Here is a 20,442-nt window from a genome sequence, read left to right on the forward strand (position 1 = left end):
CATGCGCGACCCCGTTCAGGTACAGGAAGGAGGCATTATGCCGACTAAAAAGTCACGTTATCGATCATCTATAAACTACGTTGCTGCTACCAGTGCGTGGATTTTTACGTGCATTCTGGCCAACAGCAGCCGCGCCAGTGAAGATCTGACTTACCTCGACCTGAGCCTTGAACAGCTTCTTGAGGTGCCAGTTACTGGCTCAACCCTGACCGAAGAATCACTCAAAACTGTACCTGCCTCGGTGTCGGTATTTACCCATGAGCAAATTAGCCGTTTGGGGGTGGATTACCTTTACGAATTGCTCAACCTGGTGCCGGGTTTCCAATTTGATCGCAACTCCAGCTCTGGTGTGGCTTATACCTATAGCGCCCGTGGGCGGCGCAGCAGCCAGCAATCGCTGGAAGTGTTGTTGTTGATTGACGGTCATGTGGTTAATGATCCGCGCGCAGGCAGTCCGGATATCACACTGCCGCTCTATCCACTCGCACAGGTGGAGCGACTGGAAGTTATCCGCGGCCCCGGTTCAGCCATCTACGGCAGCTCTGCCTTCAATGGTGTCATCAACATCGTCACCCGCAAACAGCAAAAATCCATCGCACTGGCTTATGGCTCGCAGCAGCGCAGGCAGTTGGAAAGCCTCTGGTCGGGAGTGTTGGATAGCTGGGCGGTGGATGGTTTTATCCATGCCTTCAAAGACAATGGCGATGATTTTGTCTTGCAGGATAGTTTTAATCGCCAGCCCATCGCCACGCGTGATCCGCGCCAACAGTTCGCAGCAAACCTGGCGCTCGCGCGGGAGAAAACCCGCATTGCTTTGTCTTATTCGCGCACCGAAACTGGCGATTTTTATCAGTCGGATAACACCGGCAACGACTACAACGCCAATGACCGGACGCTCTGGCATCTGGCGTTGGATCAAGACTTTGAATGGCTGGCCAACACCCGTTCAACGCTTGCCCTGAGCTACCAACAGTTCACTTACGATTTCAATCTATTTCTGGCTGGACCCGGCCAGCTTGCTGCGGTGAGCCGCCCCAGTAGTGCCGAACCCTTCAAGGGCGATGCCCGCCTTGCCGGTGAGAGTTGGCATATCACCTTCAGCAATGATTGGGCGATCAACACCGATGCCAGTGCTCAATGGGGTTTGCAATTGGCGCGCAACGAGGAAACGGATGCAAGTGCGGTAGGTAATTTTGATTTGGAGCAGCTTATCCAGCGCCGCTTTCCAATTGCCTACTATGGCGACCAGGGTAAAACCTTCCCACTGGGCAACGAAGGTTCGCAAGACAATATCGGGATTTATGCCCAGTATCTTCGCAACCTGCGCGCCACCACGCGCCTTACTCTGGGCGGGCGCTACGATGAGTATCCCGACATCACCGGTCGTTTCAGCCCGCGCTTGGGTTTGGTTGAGCAACTCAACGATACCTACAGTCTCAAGCTGCTATATGGTGAGGCATTCCGGGCACCCACGCTGACCGAAACCGGCTTGATGAATAACCCCGTATTGCTCGGCAATCCAGACTTAACCCATGAAATTGTCAAAACCTGGGATCTGATTGTGATGGGTAATTGGAACACAACCAGCCTCAGTGCCGGCCTTTTCCAAAATCGTTATGAAAAGCCCATCGAAACTGTTTTTACCAGCACTGGCCGTACCTATGGCAATGGCAATAGAGAACAGAGCCAGGGTATTGAGCTGGAATGGCTTCAGGAAATTTCCTCGCACTGGTCAGTGCGCACGACTTACACGCGGATGGATTTGCCGGATTCCGCAGCGCGCGAAGCAGAGCAATTAGCGTCGTTGGAAGTCAATTATGCGACCGGGCGCTGGAACTGGAATCTGATGGGTTTCTATCAAGACCAGCGCAACAACCCTGTCACCGACAGCACCTGGACCAAGCTCGATGACTTTTGGGTACTGAATACCCGGTTGCGATACGAAATAAATCCGGGGTGCGACTTGGCACTTACCGTCAAAAACCTCACCAACAGCGACTATTCAACACCCTCTCAAAGCTTGGGCAAACCGCAAGGCATTCCTAATCGTGGGCGGGAATTGAATGCGGCGATTGAATGGAAGTTTTAATCTGCTGCGAACATGGTCACTCCCGCAAGAGCCCTTCACGAATCACTGGCCACCTGAATCCTGTGAGGGTGCGAGGCGGGATTGCAGAAAACATGAATAAAACTGGTGATTTTCAGTTTTGGCGTGAATAATACTCATAATAAAGGCGAATCCCTCACCATCTTTCTCTTTATTTTTCTCTCTTTCAAATGGAGCAAGTCTTAACCCCGTTTGCAAAAGGGGCGTGGTGCAGCAGGGGATTTGTTGTCGGCGATTCATTACCCCGGAAACAACCATGATCGAAATCCGTCACCTTAGAACCCTCATCGCCCTGCGCGAAACAGGTAGTTTGGTGGAGGCGGCCGAGCGTTTATTCCTGACGCAATCGGCACTCTCGCACCAGCTCAAAGAATTGGAATCACGCTTGGAGTGCGAGTTGTTTATTCGCAAAAGCCGCCCGTTGCGGTTTAGTGAAGCGGGTAAGCGAATCCTGCAGTTGGCGGACGAGGTAGTCGCCAGTGTCAGCGAAGCCGAGCGCGATGTAAAAAAACTCGTGCACGGCGAAGCGGGGCGTTTGTACATGGCAATTGAATGCCATAGCTGCTTCAACTGGTTAATGCCCACCATCGATATTTATCGCAACCAATGGCCGGGAATTGAGTTGGATTTTTCTGGTGGTTTTACCTTTGAGCCATTACCCGCATTGGCGCAGGGTGATATCGATTTGGTCATTACATCTGATCCGCAACCGATCAAAGGCGTGGAGTATGTCCCGTTGTTTGGGTACGAGATGCAAATTGCGCTCGCTAATAATCATGCATTAGTCGAGCGGACTTTTTTACAGCCACAAGATTTGGTTGACCAAACACTCATTACTTATCCGGTTGCGCGCAATCGCCTGGATATTTTCAAACAATTTTTAGAGCCTGCACAATGTGAACCCAAGGCGGTGCGTACATCAGAGCTGACATTAATGATGGTGCAATTGGTTGCCAGTGGGCGCGGTGTTTGCGCGTTACCCAACTGGGTATTGGCGGAATATGTGCAACAGGGAATTATCAGTGTGCGCTCTGCAGGCGCTAAAGGAATCTGGCCGACCCTTTACGCGGCAGTGCGTGAAGAACAATTATTATCGCCATTTGTGCAAGATTTTTTGCAGTTGGCCAAAGCGCATTGTTTAAAGCATTTACAGGGTGTTATCCAGATTACTTAGAGTGGAAACGTAATGGTATTGCGGTAGTTGTCGAGCAGCGAAGCCAATTTTGAAAACTGTGGCCCTACCGCGGACTTAACCATATAACCCGCAATATTCTCGTGATAAGCACGGGATTTATCAGAGTCGGCATCTGACGTCGTCAGCACAAAAATAATAGAGTCTTGCAATACGTTGTCCTGTCGCACTTCTTGTAAAAATTCAAAACCGTCCATGCGCGGCATATTAAGATCCAGCAAAACAATGTAGGGTTTTTCTATGGTGAGTTCACTATGATTCGCGCGCAATATCTCTAGCGCTTCAATACCATCGCGCGCCAAGGTGACAGGAAAATCCATCGCGTGCTTACGTAAACTGCGTACGACAGATTCTGCTGCGACATCATCGTCATCGACAATCAGAATATTAACTTTCACAGGGTTATTCATCGATATCTTTCCTCGCAAAACGTGGCCACCACACATGGAAGCTGCAGCCTTTACTATCGGTGTTGCTGATAAGTTCAATTTGTCCGCCGTGGCTTTCGGTTAACCGCTTGGCCAATGCAAGGCCGATTCCGCTGCCGTTGGAAGAGTGGTTACCCAGTGTTTGGAACAAACGAAATACACGCTCTTGGGCTGCAACAGGAATGCCGGGGCCGTTATCGCTCACTTTAAATAAACAATAACTGCCACTGGCTTCTGCGCTAATAGTAATACAGGGATCAACGCCGGTGTGGTGCTTAAGTGCGTTAGAAAATAAATTGCGCAGTACGGTTTCCAGGGGAATTTTGGCAGCATAAATTTCGTTGATGCGAATATCCTGTTGAATATTGAAGTGTGCGGGAACAGGGTGTAGTTCAATAATGCCTGCAATCAATGCATTAACATCGATGGCGGTGGATTCTTTCGCGCGTTTTCCGGCTCGTGCATAGAGCAGTAAGTCTTCAATTAGCCGCTCCATGCGGCCGATCCGAATACGGATACGCTCAATATTATTTTTAACTGCTTCAGGGATATTTTCACCAAGGTCTTCACTAATCCATTCAACCAGGTCACTGATCCCGCGCAGTGGCGATTTCAAATCATGAGAGGCAACGTAGGTAAACTCTTCCAGATGGGCATTTGCTTGTTTCAGATTGAGCTCCAGCCGTTTGCGCTCGGTGATATCAGTGACAACGGCAAGTGTCAGGTTGCCTGCATCACTTTCTACCGGGCTTAAACCAATCTCGATGGGAATTTCGGTTCCGCTTTTGTGGCGGCCAGTGAGGTCTCGCCCAAGCCCCATTGCGCGCAAGCTGGGTTTTTGCACGTAGCCTGCGCGCAGTTTTTCATGGCCAGCGCGGTAGCGTTCGGGCAGTAAAATATCCATGGATTTACCCAGCAGTTCCTCTTTGTTGTAACCAAAGAGCGCGAGCAAACTTGGGTTAATCAATTGGATAATCCCTTGTTCATCGACGAGTAATTGGCCATAAGGCGATGCTTCAATCACCTTGGCTAATCGCTCCTCCAATTGTTTGCGGCGAGTGATATTGACGATGGTGGCTACAATAAATTGTTCATTATCGGCAACCAGAGAGCGCAAGCCAATTTCCAATGGAAATTCACTGTTGTCTTTGCGTTTTCCGTACAGATCGCGCCCTGCGCCCATGTAGCGAGTCGATGGTTGGTCAATGTAACTCTGGCGTAATGTGGCGTGGTTGCCGCTGAATCGATTGGGTAGTAGCACGTCAACCGATTGGCCTAATAGTTCGTTGCGTGAATACCCGAATAAACGTTCCGCTTCCGCATTCAGGTAGCTGATGCGTCCATCCTGATGGGTGACAATAATGCCTGCAGGTACTGCATCCAGCAGCTCCAGAACATAGCTGGGCTGGTTATCTTGATGGTTATTTTGATGACTGCTCTGCTGATTATTCTGTGGTGGCATCCGTTACTCTCCCTCTGACAAACATCCTCACAAGGCCACAATAGCGTGGGATCGGTACTGACAAAACCTGATCCATTTGATTTTTAGTATAGGCAGCGCTTTTTTATGTGTTGGTAGCTGGAAGAAAAAAGAGGATTTTTTTCAGAGTGTTTGGCAATAAAAAAATATGACTAATAGCGCTTTTGTTTTGGCTGGTGATCAGTTGGCGGGAAGGGGCAAATAAAAACGCCAGCGAGAAGCTGGCGTTTTGGCGTAAAGCGGAACACCCGGTTTTATGCCAGTGCTTTTAAAGCTGCATCGTAATTGGGTTCGTGGGCAACTTCACTCACCAACTCTGTGTGCAGTACTTTACCTTCTGCATCCAATACAACAACGGCGCGCGCTGTTAATCCGGTTAGTGGACCATCAACCAGTTTTACGCCGTAATCGCTTGCAAAGTTGGCGCGGAATGCAGATGCAGGAATAACTTTGTCCAGACCTTCTGCACCACAGAAACGTGCAAGGGCGAACGGCAAGTCTTGTGATGCACATACAACAACGGTGTTGTCCAGAGCACTAGCTTGTGCGTTAAAGGTGCGGACAGATTGTGCACAGGTTGGAGTATCAACACTGGGGAAGATGTTGAGTACAACGCGTTTGCCAACTAAATCTGCAGAAGAGACTTCCGACAAATCTGTTTTAACCAGTTTGAATGCGGGAGCCTTGCTGCCAACCGCAGGCAAATTACCGTTAGTGTTGAATGGGTTTCCTTTGAGAGTCACCGTTGCCATAAAAATACTCCTGACCTTGTGTGTGATTTGTTGGTAAAAATACTCAGAGAAGCCTAGTTGATGGTGGCGAAAAAGGGAATTGCAATGAGCGCCATCAGGAAAAAATCTTTCTGTAATAGTGATTTGTTCAATTTTTATCGGATTTGTTTACATTTAGGCACAAGGTATTACGGACTTTTCCAGAGATATGCCTATGGCTAAATTCCGCCTTGCATTGGTAAGGTAAAGTGATGATAATGCGCGCCTCTTGCATGTCGCCGCGGAAAAACAGGTGACACCAGCAAGCTGCAATGGTGATCTAGCCGGTCCCCTCGCAATGATGATCTGTGAACCCCGCCAGGCCCGGAAGGGAGCAACGGTAGCAGTAAGTTATGTGCCGGGGTGTGGCTGGTTAGGTCGCCACCCAACCTCCTCGAAATTCCTCTGTTTTGTCCGTCACTCACTATTTTGTTTCTTCTGTCGATCTGGCTCCTTTGGTGTCTATTTCTGGCGCTGGTCGCTATAATCGCCGCCTGATTTTTTGCTTGTATTGATCGCCCTTTATCAAATACAGCTCAAATAAAGCCACTTTTGGAATCGAGAGCAGCAATCGGCATGAGTTATCAAGTCCTGGCGCGTAAATGGCGTCCTCGTATTTTCCGCGAAATGGTAGGGCAGGAGCATGTCCTGCAGGCGTTGATCAATGCGCTTGATCACAATCGTTTGCATCATGCTTATTTGTTTACCGGCACCCGTGGTGTGGGTAAAACGACTATTGCGCGGATCCTCGCCAAGTGCCTGAACTGTGAGACCGGTGTCAGTTCCGAGCCTTGTGGCCAATGCAGCAGTTGCCGTGAAATTGCCGAAGGCCGTTTTGTTGATCTGATTGAAGTGGACGCGGCTTCACGTACCAAAGTGGAAGACACCCGCGAGCTGTTGGAAAATGTCCAATACGCACCGACCCGCGGCCGTTATAAGGTTTATCTGATCGACGAAGTGCATATGCTCTCCAATAGCAGCTTCAATGCGCTGCTGAAAACTCTGGAAGAGCCACCGCCACACGTCAAGTTCTTGCTCGCGACAACCGATCCGCAAAAATTGCCGATGACCATTTTGTCGCGCTGTTTGCAATTCAATCTCAAAAACATGAACCCCGAACGTATTGTTCAGCACCTGAAATTCGTGTTGGGTGAAGAATTGGTTCCGTTTGAAGAGGCGGCTTTGTGGCATTTAGGGCGCGCCGCAGATGGCAGTATGCGTGATGCGATGAGTCTGACCGATCAGGCAATCGCATATGGTTCGGGCAAAATCACGGAAGTGGAAGTCAGTACCATGCTGGGTACTATCGACCAAACAGCGGTGTACGACATTGTTAATGCATTGGCATCGCTCGATGGCCGCGCGGTATTGGCGGCGGTCGAGCGAATGTCCGAGCAAGCGCCGGATTACGCGAATGCTCTCGCAGAAATGCTCGCTGTGTTACATCGCATCGCGATTGCACAAGCGTTGCCCGAGGCTGTAGATAACAGCCACGGCGATCGCGAGCGAATTATGCAGCTTGCCCAACAATTGCCATCGGAAGATGTACAGTTGTTTTATCAAACCGCCTTGTTAGGTCGTCGCGATTTACCCTTGGCACCCGATGCGCGCGCCGGTTTTGAAATGGTGCTATTGCGGATGTTGGCATTCAAGCCGCAGGGTGTCATTGATGTACCTACACAGGCTTTGCCGCAGGGGCAACAGCCTAAAGTTGTCCAAGCTGCTCCCGTTGTTAATCAGGTTCAAAGTGTTAGCCAGGTTCAAGAAGTTAATCAGGCACCTGTCATCAATCAGACTCCTGTCGTGAATACTCCAGCAGCGGCTCCGGTTGTTGCTCCTGTACCGGTTGCGGAAACTCCGGTTCAAGTCGCCGCCACTTCTGCATCCCATACGCCCCCCGCAGAGGAGCCACCGGTAATGGATGCGGCTAGTGTTCCCGATGATGAATACGCTGAATATGCACAGGCACCTGCGTACTATGATGTGCCTGCCACTGAACCCGCTGCTGCAACACAAGAGGTAAGCCAGCCAAAAAAGCCTGAGGCGGCGCTGCCGCCGGTTGTTGCTGCGCCTGAGCTACCGCCTGCTGCCAAAACCATACGCAAGGTGCCCTATGAACAAGCGACGCCTGCGGATTGGACCGATATTTATCTGGGCTTGGGCGTGACCGGCATTTTGCAAAGTACAGTCGCGAACTGCCAGATGACAGGTCGGCAGGGCAATGAGTTTTTCTTTGTACTGGATGAAACCAACAGCACGCTTTTCGATGTAAGTCATGAAAAACGTCTGCAAGATTTATTGGTCGATTATTTTGTCGAACAAGTCAAAGTACGTATTCAGGTTGGCAAAGTGACGGCGGAAACTCCCGCGCAAATGGCTATACGTTTGCGCGCAGAGCGCTTGGATGATGCCATCAAGTCAATTAAAAATGATCCTGTAGTACAGCAATTAATCGCACAATTTGGTGCGACGTTAAACGAAGAAAGTATCCAGCCAATTTAACGATGCACGTCAGTTATTGTGAAGTAGGAGAAACGCTATGAATGGTCTCGGCGATTTAATGAAGCAAGCGCAACAGATGCAAGCCAATATGCAAAAAATGCAGGAAGATTTGGCAAAAGCAGAAGTGAAGGGTGAGGCGGGCGCTGGTTTGGTCAGTGTGGTGATGAATGGCCGTCACGATGTGAAACGTGTTCATATCGACGCAAGTTTGATGAGCGAAGATAAAGAAATGTTGGAAGATTTATTGGCTGCAGCGGTGAATGATGCGGTGCGCAAAGTAGAAAACCAAAGCCGCGAACAAATGGCGAAAATGACTGCCGGCATGGGAATCCCGCCGGGTTTTAAAATGCCATTTTAAGGCGATGAACATTCGTGTTGAAAACAATTAGTCAATTCATATTCAGTAAAGTGCACATACATGTTTAGCCCGCTTATCGATGAACTCATGGCATCCCTGCGTTGTCTGCCCGGTGTTGGACCAAAATCAGCGCAGCGTATGGCACTGCATTTGTTGGAGCGTGACCGTACCGGAGCTGAGCGGCTTGCGCAGAGCTTGCATCGGGCTGTTGAAGGTGTCGGGCGCTGCCAACGCTGCCGCACATTAACAGAGCAAGTGTTGTGTGGTATCTGCGCTAACACTCGCCGCGACAACAGTTTGCTGTGCGTCGTGGAAACGCCGGGTGATGTATTGGCAATTGAACAAGCGGGTACGTATCAAGGTAAATATTTTGTGCTGCTTGGCCATTTGTCGCCCATCGATGGAATAGGTCCTGAAGATATTGGTGTGGATCAATTAATCGCACTCTTGCAACAAGAGTCCATCACAGAAGTGATTTTGGCTACCAACCCTACCGTGGAAGGTGAAGCCACTGCTTATTACATCAGCGAGCGTGCTAAAAATCTGAATGTCACTGTGTCACGTATTGCTCACGGTGTTCCACTCGGTGGTGAGTTGGAGTTCATTGATGGTGGCACGCTTGCTCACGCATTTTCCTCTCGCAGAAGTTTATAACCCTGATGTTAATTCCTAGTGAACCGATTTGGATTGATCAGGATGATCAATTACAAGAGCTTTGTAGTCGCTGGCGTGCGCAAGCAGCGATCGCTGTTGATACAGAATTTATGCGCAGTGAAACGTTTTACCCGATTGCCGGGTTGTTGCAAATTGGCGATGGAAAAGGCTGCTATCTGATCGACCCTTTGGCCATCCGGAATCTAGAGCCACTGCGTGAATTAATGTTGGATGAGTCTGTTACGAAGGTATTGCATTCTTGCTCGGAAGATATCGAAGTATTTCAGCGCTGGTTGGGTGTAGTTCCTGCACCACTATTTGATACCCAAATTGCAGCTGCATTTGCTGGCTTGGGTTTTAGTTTGGGTTATTCATCACTCGTCAAACAGTTGCTTGAAATTGAAATCCCAAAAGATGAAACACGTTCAGACTGGCTGCAGCGGCCGCTCAGTGTTTCACAATTAAAATATGCGGCGCTGGATGTTGCGCATATGTTGATTGTTTACGGAAAGTTGTTGCAATTATTAAAAGCCGGTGGGCGCTTGGAGTGGGTCAAAAGTGATTGTGCCGATGTAGTCGGGAATGCACGCAAGCTGGATGACTTCAGCGATGCTTATCAGAAAGTTGGTTTTGCGTGGAAGCTGCGGCCGCAAGAACTCGCGATATTGCGGCGCTTGTGTATCTGGCGGGAAACTGAGGCGCGCGCTCGCGATATTCCGCGCAATCGTTTGGTCAAGGAATCGGCGCTGTGGGAAATTGCACGCAAAAAAATTCAAGATGTTTCGCTGCTTTCCAAAGTGCCTGATATTCCCTCGCGCACATTGAAAAATGATGCGGAAACGATACTACAGATTGTGCATGACGCACTCTTGTTAGATGAGTCAGCTTGGCCTGCACGGCTCGATCCTCCGCTTGCACAGAGCGAAGGCCCTTTGATGAAATCGCTAAAAAACTGGGTGCGGGAGTTTGCTGAACAGGCAAATTTACCGGCTGAGATTTTGATCCGCAAAAAAGATTATGAATTTATTGTGCGATCGGGAATGAAAACGGGTGAATATCAATTACCTGCACGTTTATTGGGGTGGCGTTTTGCATTAATCGGTGAGCATTTGTTGCATATCGCGCAAACGCAACCCGATAAAAGTGAAGTTATTTAGCCATCCGGATTGGGTTGTTTGCTGTAGCCGTTTACATAGAAAGATATTCAATATGAAAATTATTTGTGAAATTTATCGCAGCCCAAAAGAAGAGGGTATGTACCTCTACGTTAAGAAAGAAGAGGGTTTGAGCAGAGTGCCTGACGAACTGTTAAAGATGTTCGGCAAACCCCAGCAAGCGATGGTGTTGTTGCTAACACCGGGCAAAAAACTCGCCCATGCCAGTGTCGAAAAAGTGGCTGAAAATTTGGAAGAAAAAGGGTTTTATTTACAAATGCCTCCGCGCGGGGATCGCGATCCGGATGCGGAGCGTGTGCGCGCGCTCAACTCAAAATTATCTGGCCGTTAATGACGGCAGCCCCATTATTCAACAGGTAAAGCAACGGCACTTTTTATGGCAGTACGGGTTTTTTGGTTAGAAAAAACGCTCGAACAGATGTCGGCAGAAGAGTTTGAATCTCTTTGCGATGGCTGCGGAAAGTGTTGCTTGCACAAATTGGAAGATGAAGATTCAGGCGATGTCTACTACACCAAAGTGGCTTGCCGGTATCTGGATCATGACACTTGCCGCTGCCAGGAATACACTGATCGCCAGCGCTTGGTAGAAGCCTGCGCCGTGTTGACGCCGCAAACTGTTGGCGACACTTATTGGCTGCCGGAAACCTGCGCCTATCGATTAGTGGCTGAGGGGATTCCCTTGTTTGACTGGCATCCATTGGTATCGGGTGATCCTGAATCTGTGCACACTGCAGGCATCTCAGTGCGCGGGCGTGTTGTGCATGAAAACACCGTCAATCAAGATGACTTGGAAGATTACGTCATTCGTTGGGTTAATTAAGGGCAGTGCTTAAGGGTATTACCCGTTTTAAGAGTATCCGCTGGAGGAGACTGATTAATGGAAAATATGACCGACTATCAATACGCGTGGATGATGTACCTCATTGGCGCGGTAGGTTGTAGCCTGGCAGCCTGGTTGTTGTTCCGTCGCGCTGGTCGTGCTTGGACGCATTTCTTTGTTATTACTGTAATGGTGCTTCTGTTTACGCCCTACGCGATTGATCCGGAAACCATGACGATGGCACCAGCAATCTATACGCTGGTCTTTGGCTATTTTGATGGTGGTTTTGTTGCGATCAAGCCTGTTATCAAGTTAATGCTGGGGTTATGGGTGGGGGCATTGGTCTTGTCCCTGCTATATCAATTGCTGACGCGCGGAAATACGCGCCCTGCGGTACGGCATGAATCTTCTGCCAGTCATCGTCAATCTGTTAAGGATGATGAATATGCTGAAAGCGCTTATTACGCCAATCGCAAATTAACGCGCGAAGAGCGAATTGCACGTGATGAGCTATTACATGAAGAGCCAATCAGAGCTATCCGCTGATTAAAATTCATTGGTATATCCTTTTCGCAAAAGCCAGCATCTCGCTGGCTTTTGCGTTTTCAGGTGCGCTGTTTGATTGGTTCGCTTGCACCATTTTGGAGTCCATTTTGGATTCAACAGTGCCCAAAATGGCGAATTGACTGTTTCCTGCTATAACTAAGAGCAATATTGGCCACTATAAATTGCTGATGCTTTTGTCCGGCAATGTTTTTATGGGAACCTCCATGCGACTGTTAATCCGTCTGGTTATTCAATTTTTTATTGTTGGTTGTCTGTCGCCCATCGCTCTGGTGAGCATGGCGGACGAACCGGCAAAACCGCTACCGGCAGATGTTCGGGTCATTATTGATATCTCCGGCAGTATGAAAAAAACCGATCCGGAAAATTTGCGCAAACCTGCTGTGGATTTGATTGCACGCTTGATGCCTGACAACAGCAAATCGGGATTATGGACATTCGGTCAGTCGGTCAATATGTTGGTTCCGCATCAGGTGGTTGACCAATCCTGGCGTAATCTGGGCGCGCAAAAATCAGCAAGTATCAACTCTGTCGCTATGTTTACCAATATTGGTGCTGCTTTGGAAAAGGCGACAGAAGACTATGAAACCCCTTCTGCAGATTATCGCCGCAATATTATTTTGCTGACTGATGGTGTAGTGGATATTAGTCAGGAAGCCGTGGTGAATCTCAATGAGCGCAAACGCATCCTCACTGAGCTGTTGCCGCGCTTGAAAAACGCTGATTACCGCATCCACACCATTGCGTTATCCAGTGATGCCGATCAGGAATTGATGAAAAAATTGTCGATTGCCACAGACGGTATTTTTGAAGTGGCCGATACTGCCGATGAGCTGATGAGTACTTTCCTGCGCATTTTTGATCAAGCAGTGCCCGCTGAGCGTGTGCCTCTTGATGAAAATGGTTTTCTGGTGGATGCCAGTATCAAAGAATTTACGGCATTGATTTTTCGACGCGCAGAAGTGCCAGCGACGGTCATTGTTGCGCCAGATGGCAAGGAGTACAGCACTACCGACCCTAAAAATAACGTCAATTGGTATCGCACCGACAAGTACGACTTGATTACAGTGCAGCAACCATTGACTGGCCAGTGGAAAGTCAAAACCGAGATGGCTCCCGGAAGCCGTATTACCGTGGTCAGTAACCTGCAATTGGTTATGCAGCCGCCCAAAAGCAATATCCGCTCAGGGCAAACATTGGGATTGGTTTACTCATTTCAGGAAAATGGCAGCACCATCACCAATAAAGATTTTCTTGGATTGTTAACAGCAAAAGCTTTGGTGAGTAGTCGTGGTTCGGTTGAGACCCGCGAGGTGGATTTAACCCTTCCTGCCCCCGACGATGGCGTTTTCAAGCACGAACTGGCTGGCTTTGAGGAGCAGGGCGAGTACGATGTTTCGGTTCTCATCGACGGCAAAACTTTCAAGCGCGAATACATCCACCATCTCAATATCACAGATTCAGCATTTGTTCTGGAAAAAAACCAGGAAGAAAAAGACGGTAAAAAAACCTGGGTTTACCGTTTGGGGGCAGATCTGGAAATTGTGGATGTAGCAAATACCAAAGTAACGGCGATCATCACCGATTCCAAAGGCAATAATCTGGAGCGGCAGCTTAATACTATTGGTAACTCTCGTTGGGAGTTTTCATTTGCCCCACTGCAACCCGCACGCTACGACATCACACTCAAGGTAGAAGGGCTGCAAATAGATGGCAGCCCTCTCACTGAAACCATTAAAGCTGACCAGTTTTATTATCCTGACGAAGCAACTGCTATGGGTATCCAAGCGCAAAGTTCGGCTGCTGCATCGTCCGCAGCCAGTGAGCCAGCTATTGAGGAAGAAGCTGCGCCAGAAGAAGATACATCAAGCAATCTTTGGATATACGCGGCACTCGGAGTTGGTAATTTATTGGTGTTGGTACTGGGATATTTCGCTTACCGCTTGATTGCGGGTAAAGGCAGTAAAGATGAGCTGGCAGAAATTGAACAAACCCTTGCTGCCAACCCAGCTAGCAAGGCTGCTGCTGGCGCTGCGGCTACGGCAATGCCGATAGATGTTGCCGATGACAGCCAGATGATTCCGATGGAATCATCGGAAATGAGTATGCCCGACGATCTTATGGCTGATAACCTGTTCCCGTTGGATAATATGGAAGAACCCAAAGACAAAACCTGATCCAGCGCAAGGTAATTTCCTCGTGTCACCCGTTAGTATTTCCCCGTGTATTGTTGAAATCCAACCACCGGAGCGCTTTGCTCTGGTGGATCGGTTTTATCGTTCCCAAGGTTACAAAGTGAAATGCGCCGCTGGTGAGCGTGTTTACACCCAATCCCACGAAAATGAGGGTTTTATTGCAGCGGCGCGTCTTGTTCCACAGCAGTCCGGGCATTATTGGCTGCGCAATTTGTTAGTAAGGGATGACTGGCGAGGCAAGGGGCTGGCAAAAGGGTTGATGCGCTCATTGTTGCAGAATATAGCGCCTCAGGGATGCTACTGTTTTGCGTTGCCGCACCTGAAAGTATTTTACGAGGACTTGGGGTTTACCCATGAGCCTGCTGATTGCCCCGATGATATTGCCCGTAAATTCCAGACATATCGCTCGCGAGGCCGCGATTGGTTGCTCATGGGCTATCTGTGAATGTCTTTATCTAATCGATAGGCAAAAGCTAATGGCACGCAGGTGAATGCCTGACTATAGTCTTTTTAAGTGATACATTTTGAACTAATACATTAAAAATCAATCTGTTAGTTCATAGGCTTCATTTTATTTATATCGTTTACCAAGGAGACACTATGAATATTGATATTGGAATTTCCCAAGCGCACCGCGAAGAAATAGCCCAAGGCTTATCCCGTCTGCTGGCGGATACTTACACTCTCTATCTGAAAACCCATAACTTTCACTGGAATGTCACCGGGCCTATGTTCCAGACCTTGCACTTAATGTTCGAAACCCAATACAACGAACTGGCACTGGCGGTGGATTTAATTGCCGAGCGTATCCGTTCTCTGGGATTTCCTGCGCCAGGTACCTACAAGCAATACGCCGCCTTGAGCAGTATTAAAGAGGAAGAGGGCATTCCTGCTGCAAAAGATATGATCCGTTTGTTAGTGGAAGGGCAGGAAGCGGTAGTGCGCACCGCGCGTTCGCTCTACCCATCAGTTGAAGCCGCCAGTGATGAAGCGACAGCAGACCTGCTGACCCAACGTATTCAATTGCACGAGAAAACTGCCTGGATGTTACGCAGCCTGCTGGAATAAGCATGGGCTGATCTTGCCGTGATAGTAAAAAGGGAGCACCTAAGTGCTCCCTTTTTTATTGGGATTTTTATGGGCAAAAATTGCGCGTACAAGTTGAAAATTTTTCCTAGAACGCGAATAAAAAAGATGAGACGAGTGCATCAGGTGGGGTTTTTAAGGTGAAAATAATCTAGGGTTTTAAATATAAGCCACTGAAATTAATGATCTTTTTTGATGATACGGATAAAAAGTGCTTATCTGAACTTCCCATGTTTGAAGGGGTTTGGTTATTCGGACGCGGATGGTCTTGCAAACTTGTAATTATGCGCCGGGATCTAGAGAAATAGCTGTTTGATCCCATTCAAAAACAGAGCAAGACCAGTGTAGTAACTGGCTAGGACGCTCCAGTCGGCGGCGACCACAATACAGCGAGTTACGATAACAATAAACGGTTCGAGGATTAAGTTCATGCAAACCCCAATCAACTTTAAAAAGAAGGTAATCGCTAGCGCTATTGCAACTTCTATGTTGGCAGGCTTTAGCGGTGCAGTACTGGCACAAGACGGTACTGTTGAAGAAGTAGTGGTTACAGGTATTAAAGGCTCCTTGCAGCGTGCGATGGACGTTAAGCGTGAAGCTGTGGGTGTGGTAGATGCAATCTCTGCAGAAGACATCGGTAAGATGCCTGACTCCAACCTCGCAGAATCTCTGCAACGTATTCCCGGTGTATCGATTGACCGTGTAAACGGTGAAGGTAGCAAGGTAACTGTGCGTGGCTTGGGTAGTGGCTACAATCTGGTGACTTTAAACGGTCGCCAAATGCCTGCATCCTCTTTTGGTACCAGCCGTTCATTCGAATTTTCCAACCTGGCCTCTGAAGGTATTTCAGGCGTTGAGGTTTTCAAAAGCGGTCGTGCCGATGTGCAGTCCGGTGGTATGGGTGCATTAATCAACATTTTGACTCCTCGCCCACTCAGCAGCCCAGGTTTAAAAGCTGTTGTATCAGGAAAGGCGGTTAGAGATGAGTCCTCTGTTATCGAAGGTGGTGTAACGCCGGAGATTTCTGGTTTGTTTAGCAATACCTTTGCTGATGACAAAATTGGTGTTTCCTTGACCGGTAGCTATCAAGAGCGTGACAGTGGCAACCGTCAGTCTCAAGTGAGTGGTTGGTTTGTTCATGATAAAGATAAGGGTACAGGTGGCTGGGACGACTTGCCCGGTAGTTATACCGATGTGCCGGAAGGTAGAAGCCGTGCGCTTCCATCCGAGATCATGTACCGCGTTAATGAAGTAAATCGCAAGCGCACAAATGCTCAGTTAACTATTCAGTACCAACCGGTCGAAAAACTGACAGTAACCGCTGATTACCTTTATGTTACGCAAGAGCGTGAAGAGAACAACTTCGGTACTGGCCTGTGGTTTACCCGCCCAGGTGATGGCTCTCTCGACATCGTGTGGAGTGATACCAATCCTGCCTATCCGCTTTCGTACACAGAAGTCGCAAGAACTAAAGAACTTAACTACGTTATCAACCATAACCAAGCTAAGTCTGATCTTAAGTCAGCCGGTTTGAATGTTAAGTGGGATGTGACCGATAACCTGGTAGTGGAGTTAGATGCACACAGCTCAGACTCTTACTCTGGTCCGAACGGTAAGTGGGGTGCTAATAACCAGTTCCACTTCGGTATTATCGATGACTACAAAGTGAGTGTTGATTTCACCAAGAAATACCCGCTGATGCAGTTCGAGTATGCGGACGGCCGTGATCAGGTGATCCCTGATACTTCCCGTATGCAGTTGACCAACAACATTTTCCGCGTACAAGATCAAGACTCTGCGGTTGATGAGTATCAATTAAAAGGTACCTATACCTTTAACGACAGCTTTATCGACAACATTAAAGCCGGTGCCGGTACTAACGAAATCACCAACAAATATTATTTCCTCGGCCTTCAACAGCAAAACCAGGGTACTTGGGGTGGTGTACAAGGGGCTGATGGTGTAGGTGATATTCCACAGTACTACTGGATTATTGACAGACTGACCAACTACTTTGATAACAGCGAGTTCAGTAGCCCTTACTTCCAAAACACGATTGTTCGCGCTAATTGGGATGAATTGTTGGATGTAAGTGCAAGGCTTTATGGAACCGATTCCGGTTTCTGTCCAAAAGCCTATTGCACTACCCGCGACAATACCAAGGCTAATGACGGCTTGAATGATGATCTGACAATCGAAACCACTGACTTTGCTTACGTACAGTTTGGTTTCAAGCCAGAGATCGCCGGTCTGGAGTCTAACTTGGCAGTCGGTGTGCGTTATGAAACTACCGATGTTGAATCATCCCAATATGTGTCTGCTTATCAGCCTTTGGTGAATTGGGAAGGTGGTAACGAATATAACCTGACATCTGCTGGTAGCGAGTACGGTTTCTCTACTGGTAGCTACTCCAAAACCCTGCCGAACCTCGATTTTGATATCTCGTTGACAGATGATATTAAAGCGCGTGCGTCATTCAGCAAAACTATCGCGCGTGCTGACTTTGCCGATTTAAGAGGTGGTTTCAACTGGAATGCTGCACCGCGTAGCAATGTGGTTACTGGTTCATCGGGTAACCCAAATCTGAAACCAATGGAGTCAACCAACTTTGATTTATCAGCAGAGTGGTATTACTCAGATGCCAGCTATGTGTCGCTAGGTTACTTCAAAAAAGATGTTGCTGACTTCATCGGTGGTTCTGCTCCTCAAAAAGGTTCTACAGCAGATTTACCGGGCGGTATATCCGAGCCTTTCCGTACACCTTTCCAAGGTGCGCGCTGGAATGAGGCTGTTGCGGCTCTTGGCGGTAATCCCACACCCCCGCAAATTTCCGCGTGGATTCGTGAAAACCGCCCTGAGTGGGTAAACGATAAAGGTCATATTCCCGCAGTGGCAGGTGATCCAATTCTGGACTACGAAATTAGCCAGCCCATTAACAACAAAGATGCATCTATCGATGGTATTGAACTGGCGTGGCAGCATACTTTTGGTGAGTCAGGTTATGGCTTCCAGGCGAACGCTACTGTAGTAGATTCCGATACCGAGTTTGACAATGCATCAACGGGCGAGCAGTTCGCCGTATATGGTTTGAGTGACTCTGCAAACTTTATCGGCTTCTACGATAAAGATGGTCTGCAAGCCCGTCTTGCGTATAACTGGCGTGATGACTTCTTGAATAGTTACGCAGGTTATACCGAAGCCTATGGTCAGTTGGATGCCAGTGTAAGCTATGACCTCACTGATAACTTGACTGTGTCTATGGAAGCGTTGAACTTGACTGACGAGAACACTCGTACTTATGTGCGTGATACTGGTATGACATCAAGTTACGTCGAAACTGGTGCTCGTTACAACGTAGGTGTTCGTTACAGCTTCTAATTTATTAGATGATGTGACGTAACTAAAAAAGCCGCTGGAAACAGCGGCTTTTTTAACGGTTTACGCTAGCCCTGTTTCTGTTCATACTGTTTGTCAATAACATGATTGCTCGCCAATAAAAATTATCAAAAGCTCAGTAGGTCGTTTATGGCTGATCAAATAACCCGTGTTGTAATAGTGGGGGGCGGTTCCGCAGGTTGGTTGGCGGCGGGCATAATTGCGGCAACAAGTCCGGCACATGTTCAAGTCACACTGATTGAATCTCCCGATGTAGCGCCTATTGGCGTAGGTGAAGGTACCTGGCCTACCATGCGCGCGACATTACAAACGATTGGCGTATCGGAAACCGATTTTTTTCGTGAGTGCGATGCCAGTTTTAAACAAGGCTCCAAATTTTCTCGCTGGACAAGTCTGTCAAAAGACGATGATTACTATCATCCGTTCACTCCACCAGCCAAGTACCATGAAATTAATCTGGCTCCTTTCTGGGTGCCATTTAAAGATAAAATCGATTTTGCGAATGCAGTTTGCCCTCAAGCGGCAATATGCGATTTAGGCTATGCGCCCAAACAAATCACCACTGCAGAGTTTGGTGCTGTATTAAATTACGGTTATCACCTGGATGCAGGAAAGTTTGCGCCGTTTTTGCATAAGCATTGTGTTGAAAAGTTAGGTGTTAACTACATTAGTGCAAATGTCACTGCCATTAATTCCCATGAAAATGGCGATATAAAATCTGTGACTACCAATACACAAGGTGAAATTGTTGGTGATCTATTTGTAGATTGCACTGGGTTGTCATCTATGTTGCTTGGAAAACATTATGATGTCCCATTTATATCACAACAAAATATTCTGTTTAATGATTCTGCCCTTGCAGTCCAAATTCCTTATGCTGAAGGCGCTGATGCAATTGCATCGCACACCTTGTCCACTGCGCAAACTAGTGGATGGATCTGGGATATAGGTTTGCAATCACGCCGTGGCATAGGCCATGTTTTTTCCAGTCGCTATACCACAGATGAACTCGCCGAGCGTGAGTTGCGCCATTACATTGCACCATCGGTCGGCGAAAAAATAGCGCAAGAGTTACCTGTTAGAAAAATTACATTTAACCCTGGTCATAGAGAAACCTTTTGGCACAAAAACTGTGTAGCCATTGGTTTGGCCGCCGGTTTTATTGAGCCATTAGAAGCGACTGCGCTAGTGTTGATCGAGCTCTCGGCCAAAATGATCGCAGAACAATTTCCGGCTAATCGCAGTGTTATGGATATAGTGGCCAAACGATTCAATGCCACATTGCGTCATCATTGGGAACAGATAATTGATTTTCTAAAACTGCATTATGTGCTGACAAAACGAACCGATACAGAGTACTGGCGCGATAACTGCCTCGCCAGCACTATTCCCGATAGCTTGCATGAGTTACTCGCGTTGTGGAAAGTGCAGTCTCCCTGGTTGTATGACGAAATGTTACGCGAAGAAATGTTCCCGTCAGCCAGTTACCAATATATCTATTACGGTATGAAAGCGATAACCGATGTAACTGGCGTAAGTAGAAGCATTGGCAGTGGGAAGCATCTGCACGATAAAAAATTAAGAAAAGCGGAAGCGCTGTTTATGGAAAACGCACAGCATATCCAGCAATTGAAAAAAGTATTACAGCCTAACCGCGAACTGATTGAGAAAATAAAACAATATGGTTTGCAAACCATTTAAATTCGATAATAACA

The 20,442-nt window shown here is 48.0% G+C and carries 18 protein-coding genes and 1 other RNA gene; 15 read left to right on the plus strand and 4 right to left on the minus strand.

Features of this window, described 5'->3' with window-relative positions:
* Nucleotide 1 precedes the first annotated feature (1 nt).
* The gene (locus VC28_RS03165; protein ID WP_082191386.1) at nucleotides 2-2,089 is read left to right on the plus strand and encodes a TonB-dependent receptor plug domain-containing protein; all 2,088 of its coding nucleotides are present in this window, start codon (nucleotides 2-4) and stop codon (nucleotides 2,087-2,089) included.
* Between the two features lie 42 nt (nucleotides 2,090-2,131).
* Here VC28_RS03165 and VC28_RS03170 read toward each other — a convergent pair whose 3' ends face one another.
* On the minus strand, nucleotides 2,132-2,365 hold the full coding sequence (locus tag VC28_RS03170) for a hypothetical protein (protein ID WP_049629371.1): 234 nt from the start codon (nucleotides 2,363-2,365) through the stop codon (nucleotides 2,132-2,134).
* On the opposite strand from VC28_RS03170, the gene VC28_RS03175 reads away from it, so the two are divergent.
* On the plus strand, nucleotides 2,364-3,281 hold the full coding sequence (locus tag VC28_RS03175) for a LysR family transcriptional regulator (protein ID WP_049629372.1): 918 nt from the start codon (nucleotides 2,364-2,366) through the stop codon (nucleotides 3,279-3,281). The two genes, VC28_RS03170 and VC28_RS03175, sit on opposite strands and share 2 nt — an antisense overlap.
* On the opposite strand, the gene VC28_RS03180 is transcribed toward VC28_RS03175, so the two are convergent.
* The 3 genes from VC28_RS03180 to tpx all read right to left on the minus strand — a co-directional run bounded on the left by VC28_RS03180 (nucleotide 3,278) and on the right by tpx (nucleotide 5,959).
* A complete protein-coding gene (locus tag VC28_RS03180; protein ID WP_049629373.1) occupies nucleotides 3,278-3,709 on the minus strand; it encodes a response regulator in 432 nt (143 codons plus the stop codon). The two genes, VC28_RS03175 and VC28_RS03180, sit on opposite strands and share 4 nt — an antisense overlap.
* Entirely contained in the window at nucleotides 3,702-5,189 is a 1,488-nt protein-coding gene (locus VC28_RS03185; RefSeq protein WP_082191387.1) for a sensor histidine kinase, read from the minus strand. Before VC28_RS03185 ends, VC28_RS03180 begins: the two co-directional genes overlap by 8 nt.
* A gap of 272 nt (nucleotides 5,190-5,461) precedes the next feature.
* A complete protein-coding gene (gene tpx / locus VC28_RS03190) occupies nucleotides 5,462-5,959 on the minus strand; it encodes a thiol peroxidase (protein ID WP_049629374.1) in 498 nt (165 codons plus the stop codon).
* Between the two features lie 300 nt (nucleotides 5,960-6,259).
* Between tpx and ffs the strand changes: the two genes are divergently transcribed.
* The 13 genes from ffs (at nucleotide 6,260) to VC28_RS03250 (ending at nucleotide 20,428) form a co-directional block, all read left to right on the plus strand.
* An RNA gene (ffs, locus tag VC28_RS19470) (signal recognition particle sRNA small type) lies at nucleotides 6,260-6,355 on the plus strand.
* A gap of 198 nt (nucleotides 6,356-6,553) precedes the next feature.
* Complete coding sequence (gene dnaX / locus VC28_RS03195; protein WP_049629375.1) at nucleotides 6,554-8,479, plus strand: DNA polymerase III subunit gamma/tau; 1,926 nt, start codon at nucleotides 6,554-6,556, stop codon at nucleotides 8,477-8,479.
* 37 nt (nucleotides 8,480-8,516) lie between these two features.
* Nucleotides 8,517-8,837, plus strand: a complete 321-nt coding sequence (locus tag VC28_RS03200) for a YbaB/EbfC family nucleoid-associated protein (RefSeq protein ID WP_049629376.1) — start codon at nucleotides 8,517-8,519, stop codon at nucleotides 8,835-8,837.
* A gap of 60 nt (nucleotides 8,838-8,897) precedes the next feature.
* Complete coding sequence (recR, locus tag VC28_RS03205; RefSeq protein WP_049629377.1) at nucleotides 8,898-9,491, plus strand: recombination mediator RecR; 594 nt, start codon at nucleotides 8,898-8,900, stop codon at nucleotides 9,489-9,491.
* A gap of 5 nt (nucleotides 9,492-9,496) precedes the next feature.
* Complete coding sequence (gene rnd / locus VC28_RS03210; protein WP_049629378.1) at nucleotides 9,497-10,648, plus strand: ribonuclease D; 1,152 nt, start codon at nucleotides 9,497-9,499, stop codon at nucleotides 10,646-10,648.
* 52 nt (nucleotides 10,649-10,700) lie between these two features.
* Entirely contained in the window at nucleotides 10,701-10,997 is a 297-nt protein-coding gene (locus VC28_RS03215) for a YcgL domain-containing protein (protein ID WP_049629379.1), read from the plus strand.
* Between the two features lie 45 nt (nucleotides 10,998-11,042).
* On the plus strand, nucleotides 11,043-11,486 hold the full coding sequence (locus VC28_RS03220) for a YcgN family cysteine cluster protein (protein WP_049629380.1): 444 nt from the start codon (nucleotides 11,043-11,045) through the stop codon (nucleotides 11,484-11,486).
* Between the two features lie 57 nt (nucleotides 11,487-11,543).
* Complete coding sequence (locus VC28_RS03225; RefSeq protein ID WP_049629381.1) at nucleotides 11,544-12,032, plus strand: hypothetical protein; 489 nt, start codon at nucleotides 11,544-11,546, stop codon at nucleotides 12,030-12,032.
* A gap of 224 nt (nucleotides 12,033-12,256) precedes the next feature.
* Nucleotides 12,257-14,227, plus strand: a complete 1,971-nt coding sequence (locus VC28_RS03230; protein ID WP_049632130.1) for a vWA domain-containing protein — start codon at nucleotides 12,257-12,259, stop codon at nucleotides 14,225-14,227.
* Nucleotides 14,228-14,249: 22 nt separating this feature from the next.
* Entirely contained in the window at nucleotides 14,250-14,690 is a 441-nt protein-coding gene (locus VC28_RS03235) for a GNAT family N-acetyltransferase (RefSeq protein WP_049629382.1), read from the plus strand.
* 155 nt (nucleotides 14,691-14,845) lie between these two features.
* A complete protein-coding gene (locus tag VC28_RS03240; protein ID WP_049629383.1) occupies nucleotides 14,846-15,313 on the plus strand; it encodes a Dps family protein in 468 nt (155 codons plus the stop codon).
* 447 nt (nucleotides 15,314-15,760) lie between these two features.
* Nucleotides 15,761-18,709: a TonB-dependent receptor gene (locus VC28_RS03245; RefSeq protein WP_049629384.1), complete on the plus strand. Its 2,949-nt coding sequence runs from the start codon at nucleotides 15,761-15,763 to the stop codon at nucleotides 18,707-18,709.
* Between the two features lie 147 nt (nucleotides 18,710-18,856).
* Entirely contained in the window at nucleotides 18,857-20,428 is a 1,572-nt protein-coding gene (locus VC28_RS03250) for a tryptophan halogenase family protein (protein WP_049629385.1), read from the plus strand.
* Nucleotides 20,429-20,442: the final 14 nt, after the last annotated feature.

The organism is Cellvibrio sp. pealriver (assembly GCF_001183545.1).
Classification (GTDB): domain Bacteria; phylum Pseudomonadota; class Gammaproteobacteria; order Pseudomonadales; family Cellvibrionaceae; genus Cellvibrio.

What these genes read in the sequence shown, in the direction of transcription:
- VC28_RS03250 (WP_049629385.1), top strand. Translation starts at nt 18,857, where the DNA reads ATGGCTGATCAAATAACCCGTGTTGTAATAGTGGGGGGCGGTTCCGCA.
- VC28_RS03165 (WP_082191386.1), top strand. Translation starts at nt 2, where the DNA reads ATGCGCGACCCCGTTCAGGTACAGGAAGGAGGCATTATGCCGACTAAA.
- VC28_RS03230 (WP_049632130.1), top strand. Translation starts at nt 12,257, where the DNA reads ATGCGACTGTTAATCCGTCTGGTTATTCAATTTTTTATTGTTGGTTGT.
- VC28_RS03170 (WP_049629371.1), bottom strand. Translation starts at nt 2,365, where the DNA reads ATGGTTGTTTCCGGGGTAATGAATCGCCGACAACAAATCCCCTGCTGC.
- VC28_RS03200 (WP_049629376.1), top strand. Translation starts at nt 8,517, where the DNA reads ATGAATGGTCTCGGCGATTTAATGAAGCAAGCGCAACAGATGCAAGCC.
- VC28_RS03215 (WP_049629379.1), top strand. Translation starts at nt 10,701, where the DNA reads ATGAAAATTATTTGTGAAATTTATCGCAGCCCAAAAGAAGAGGGTATG.
- VC28_RS03245 (WP_049629384.1), top strand. Translation starts at nt 15,761, where the DNA reads ATGCAAACCCCAATCAACTTTAAAAAGAAGGTAATCGCTAGCGCTATT.
- VC28_RS03220 (WP_049629380.1), top strand. Translation starts at nt 11,043, where the DNA reads ATGGCAGTACGGGTTTTTTGGTTAGAAAAAACGCTCGAACAGATGTCG.
- dnaX (WP_049629375.1), top strand. Translation starts at nt 6,554, where the DNA reads ATGAGTTATCAAGTCCTGGCGCGTAAATGGCGTCCTCGTATTTTCCGC.
- VC28_RS03180 (WP_049629373.1), bottom strand. Translation starts at nt 3,709, where the DNA reads ATGAATAACCCTGTGAAAGTTAATATTCTGATTGTCGATGACGATGAT.
- VC28_RS03185 (WP_082191387.1), bottom strand. Translation starts at nt 5,189, where the DNA reads ATGCCACCACAGAATAATCAGCAGAGCAGTCATCAAAATAACCATCAA.
- VC28_RS03240 (WP_049629383.1), top strand. Translation starts at nt 14,846, where the DNA reads ATGAATATTGATATTGGAATTTCCCAAGCGCACCGCGAAGAAATAGCC.
- rnd (WP_049629378.1), top strand. Translation starts at nt 9,497, where the DNA reads ATGTTAATTCCTAGTGAACCGATTTGGATTGATCAGGATGATCAATTA.
- tpx (WP_049629374.1), bottom strand. Translation starts at nt 5,959, where the DNA reads ATGGCAACGGTGACTCTCAAAGGAAACCCATTCAACACTAACGGTAAT.
- VC28_RS03175 (WP_049629372.1), top strand. Translation starts at nt 2,364, where the DNA reads ATGATCGAAATCCGTCACCTTAGAACCCTCATCGCCCTGCGCGAAACA.
- recR (WP_049629377.1), top strand. Translation starts at nt 8,898, where the DNA reads ATGTTTAGCCCGCTTATCGATGAACTCATGGCATCCCTGCGTTGTCTG.
- VC28_RS03225 (WP_049629381.1), top strand. Translation starts at nt 11,544, where the DNA reads ATGGAAAATATGACCGACTATCAATACGCGTGGATGATGTACCTCATT.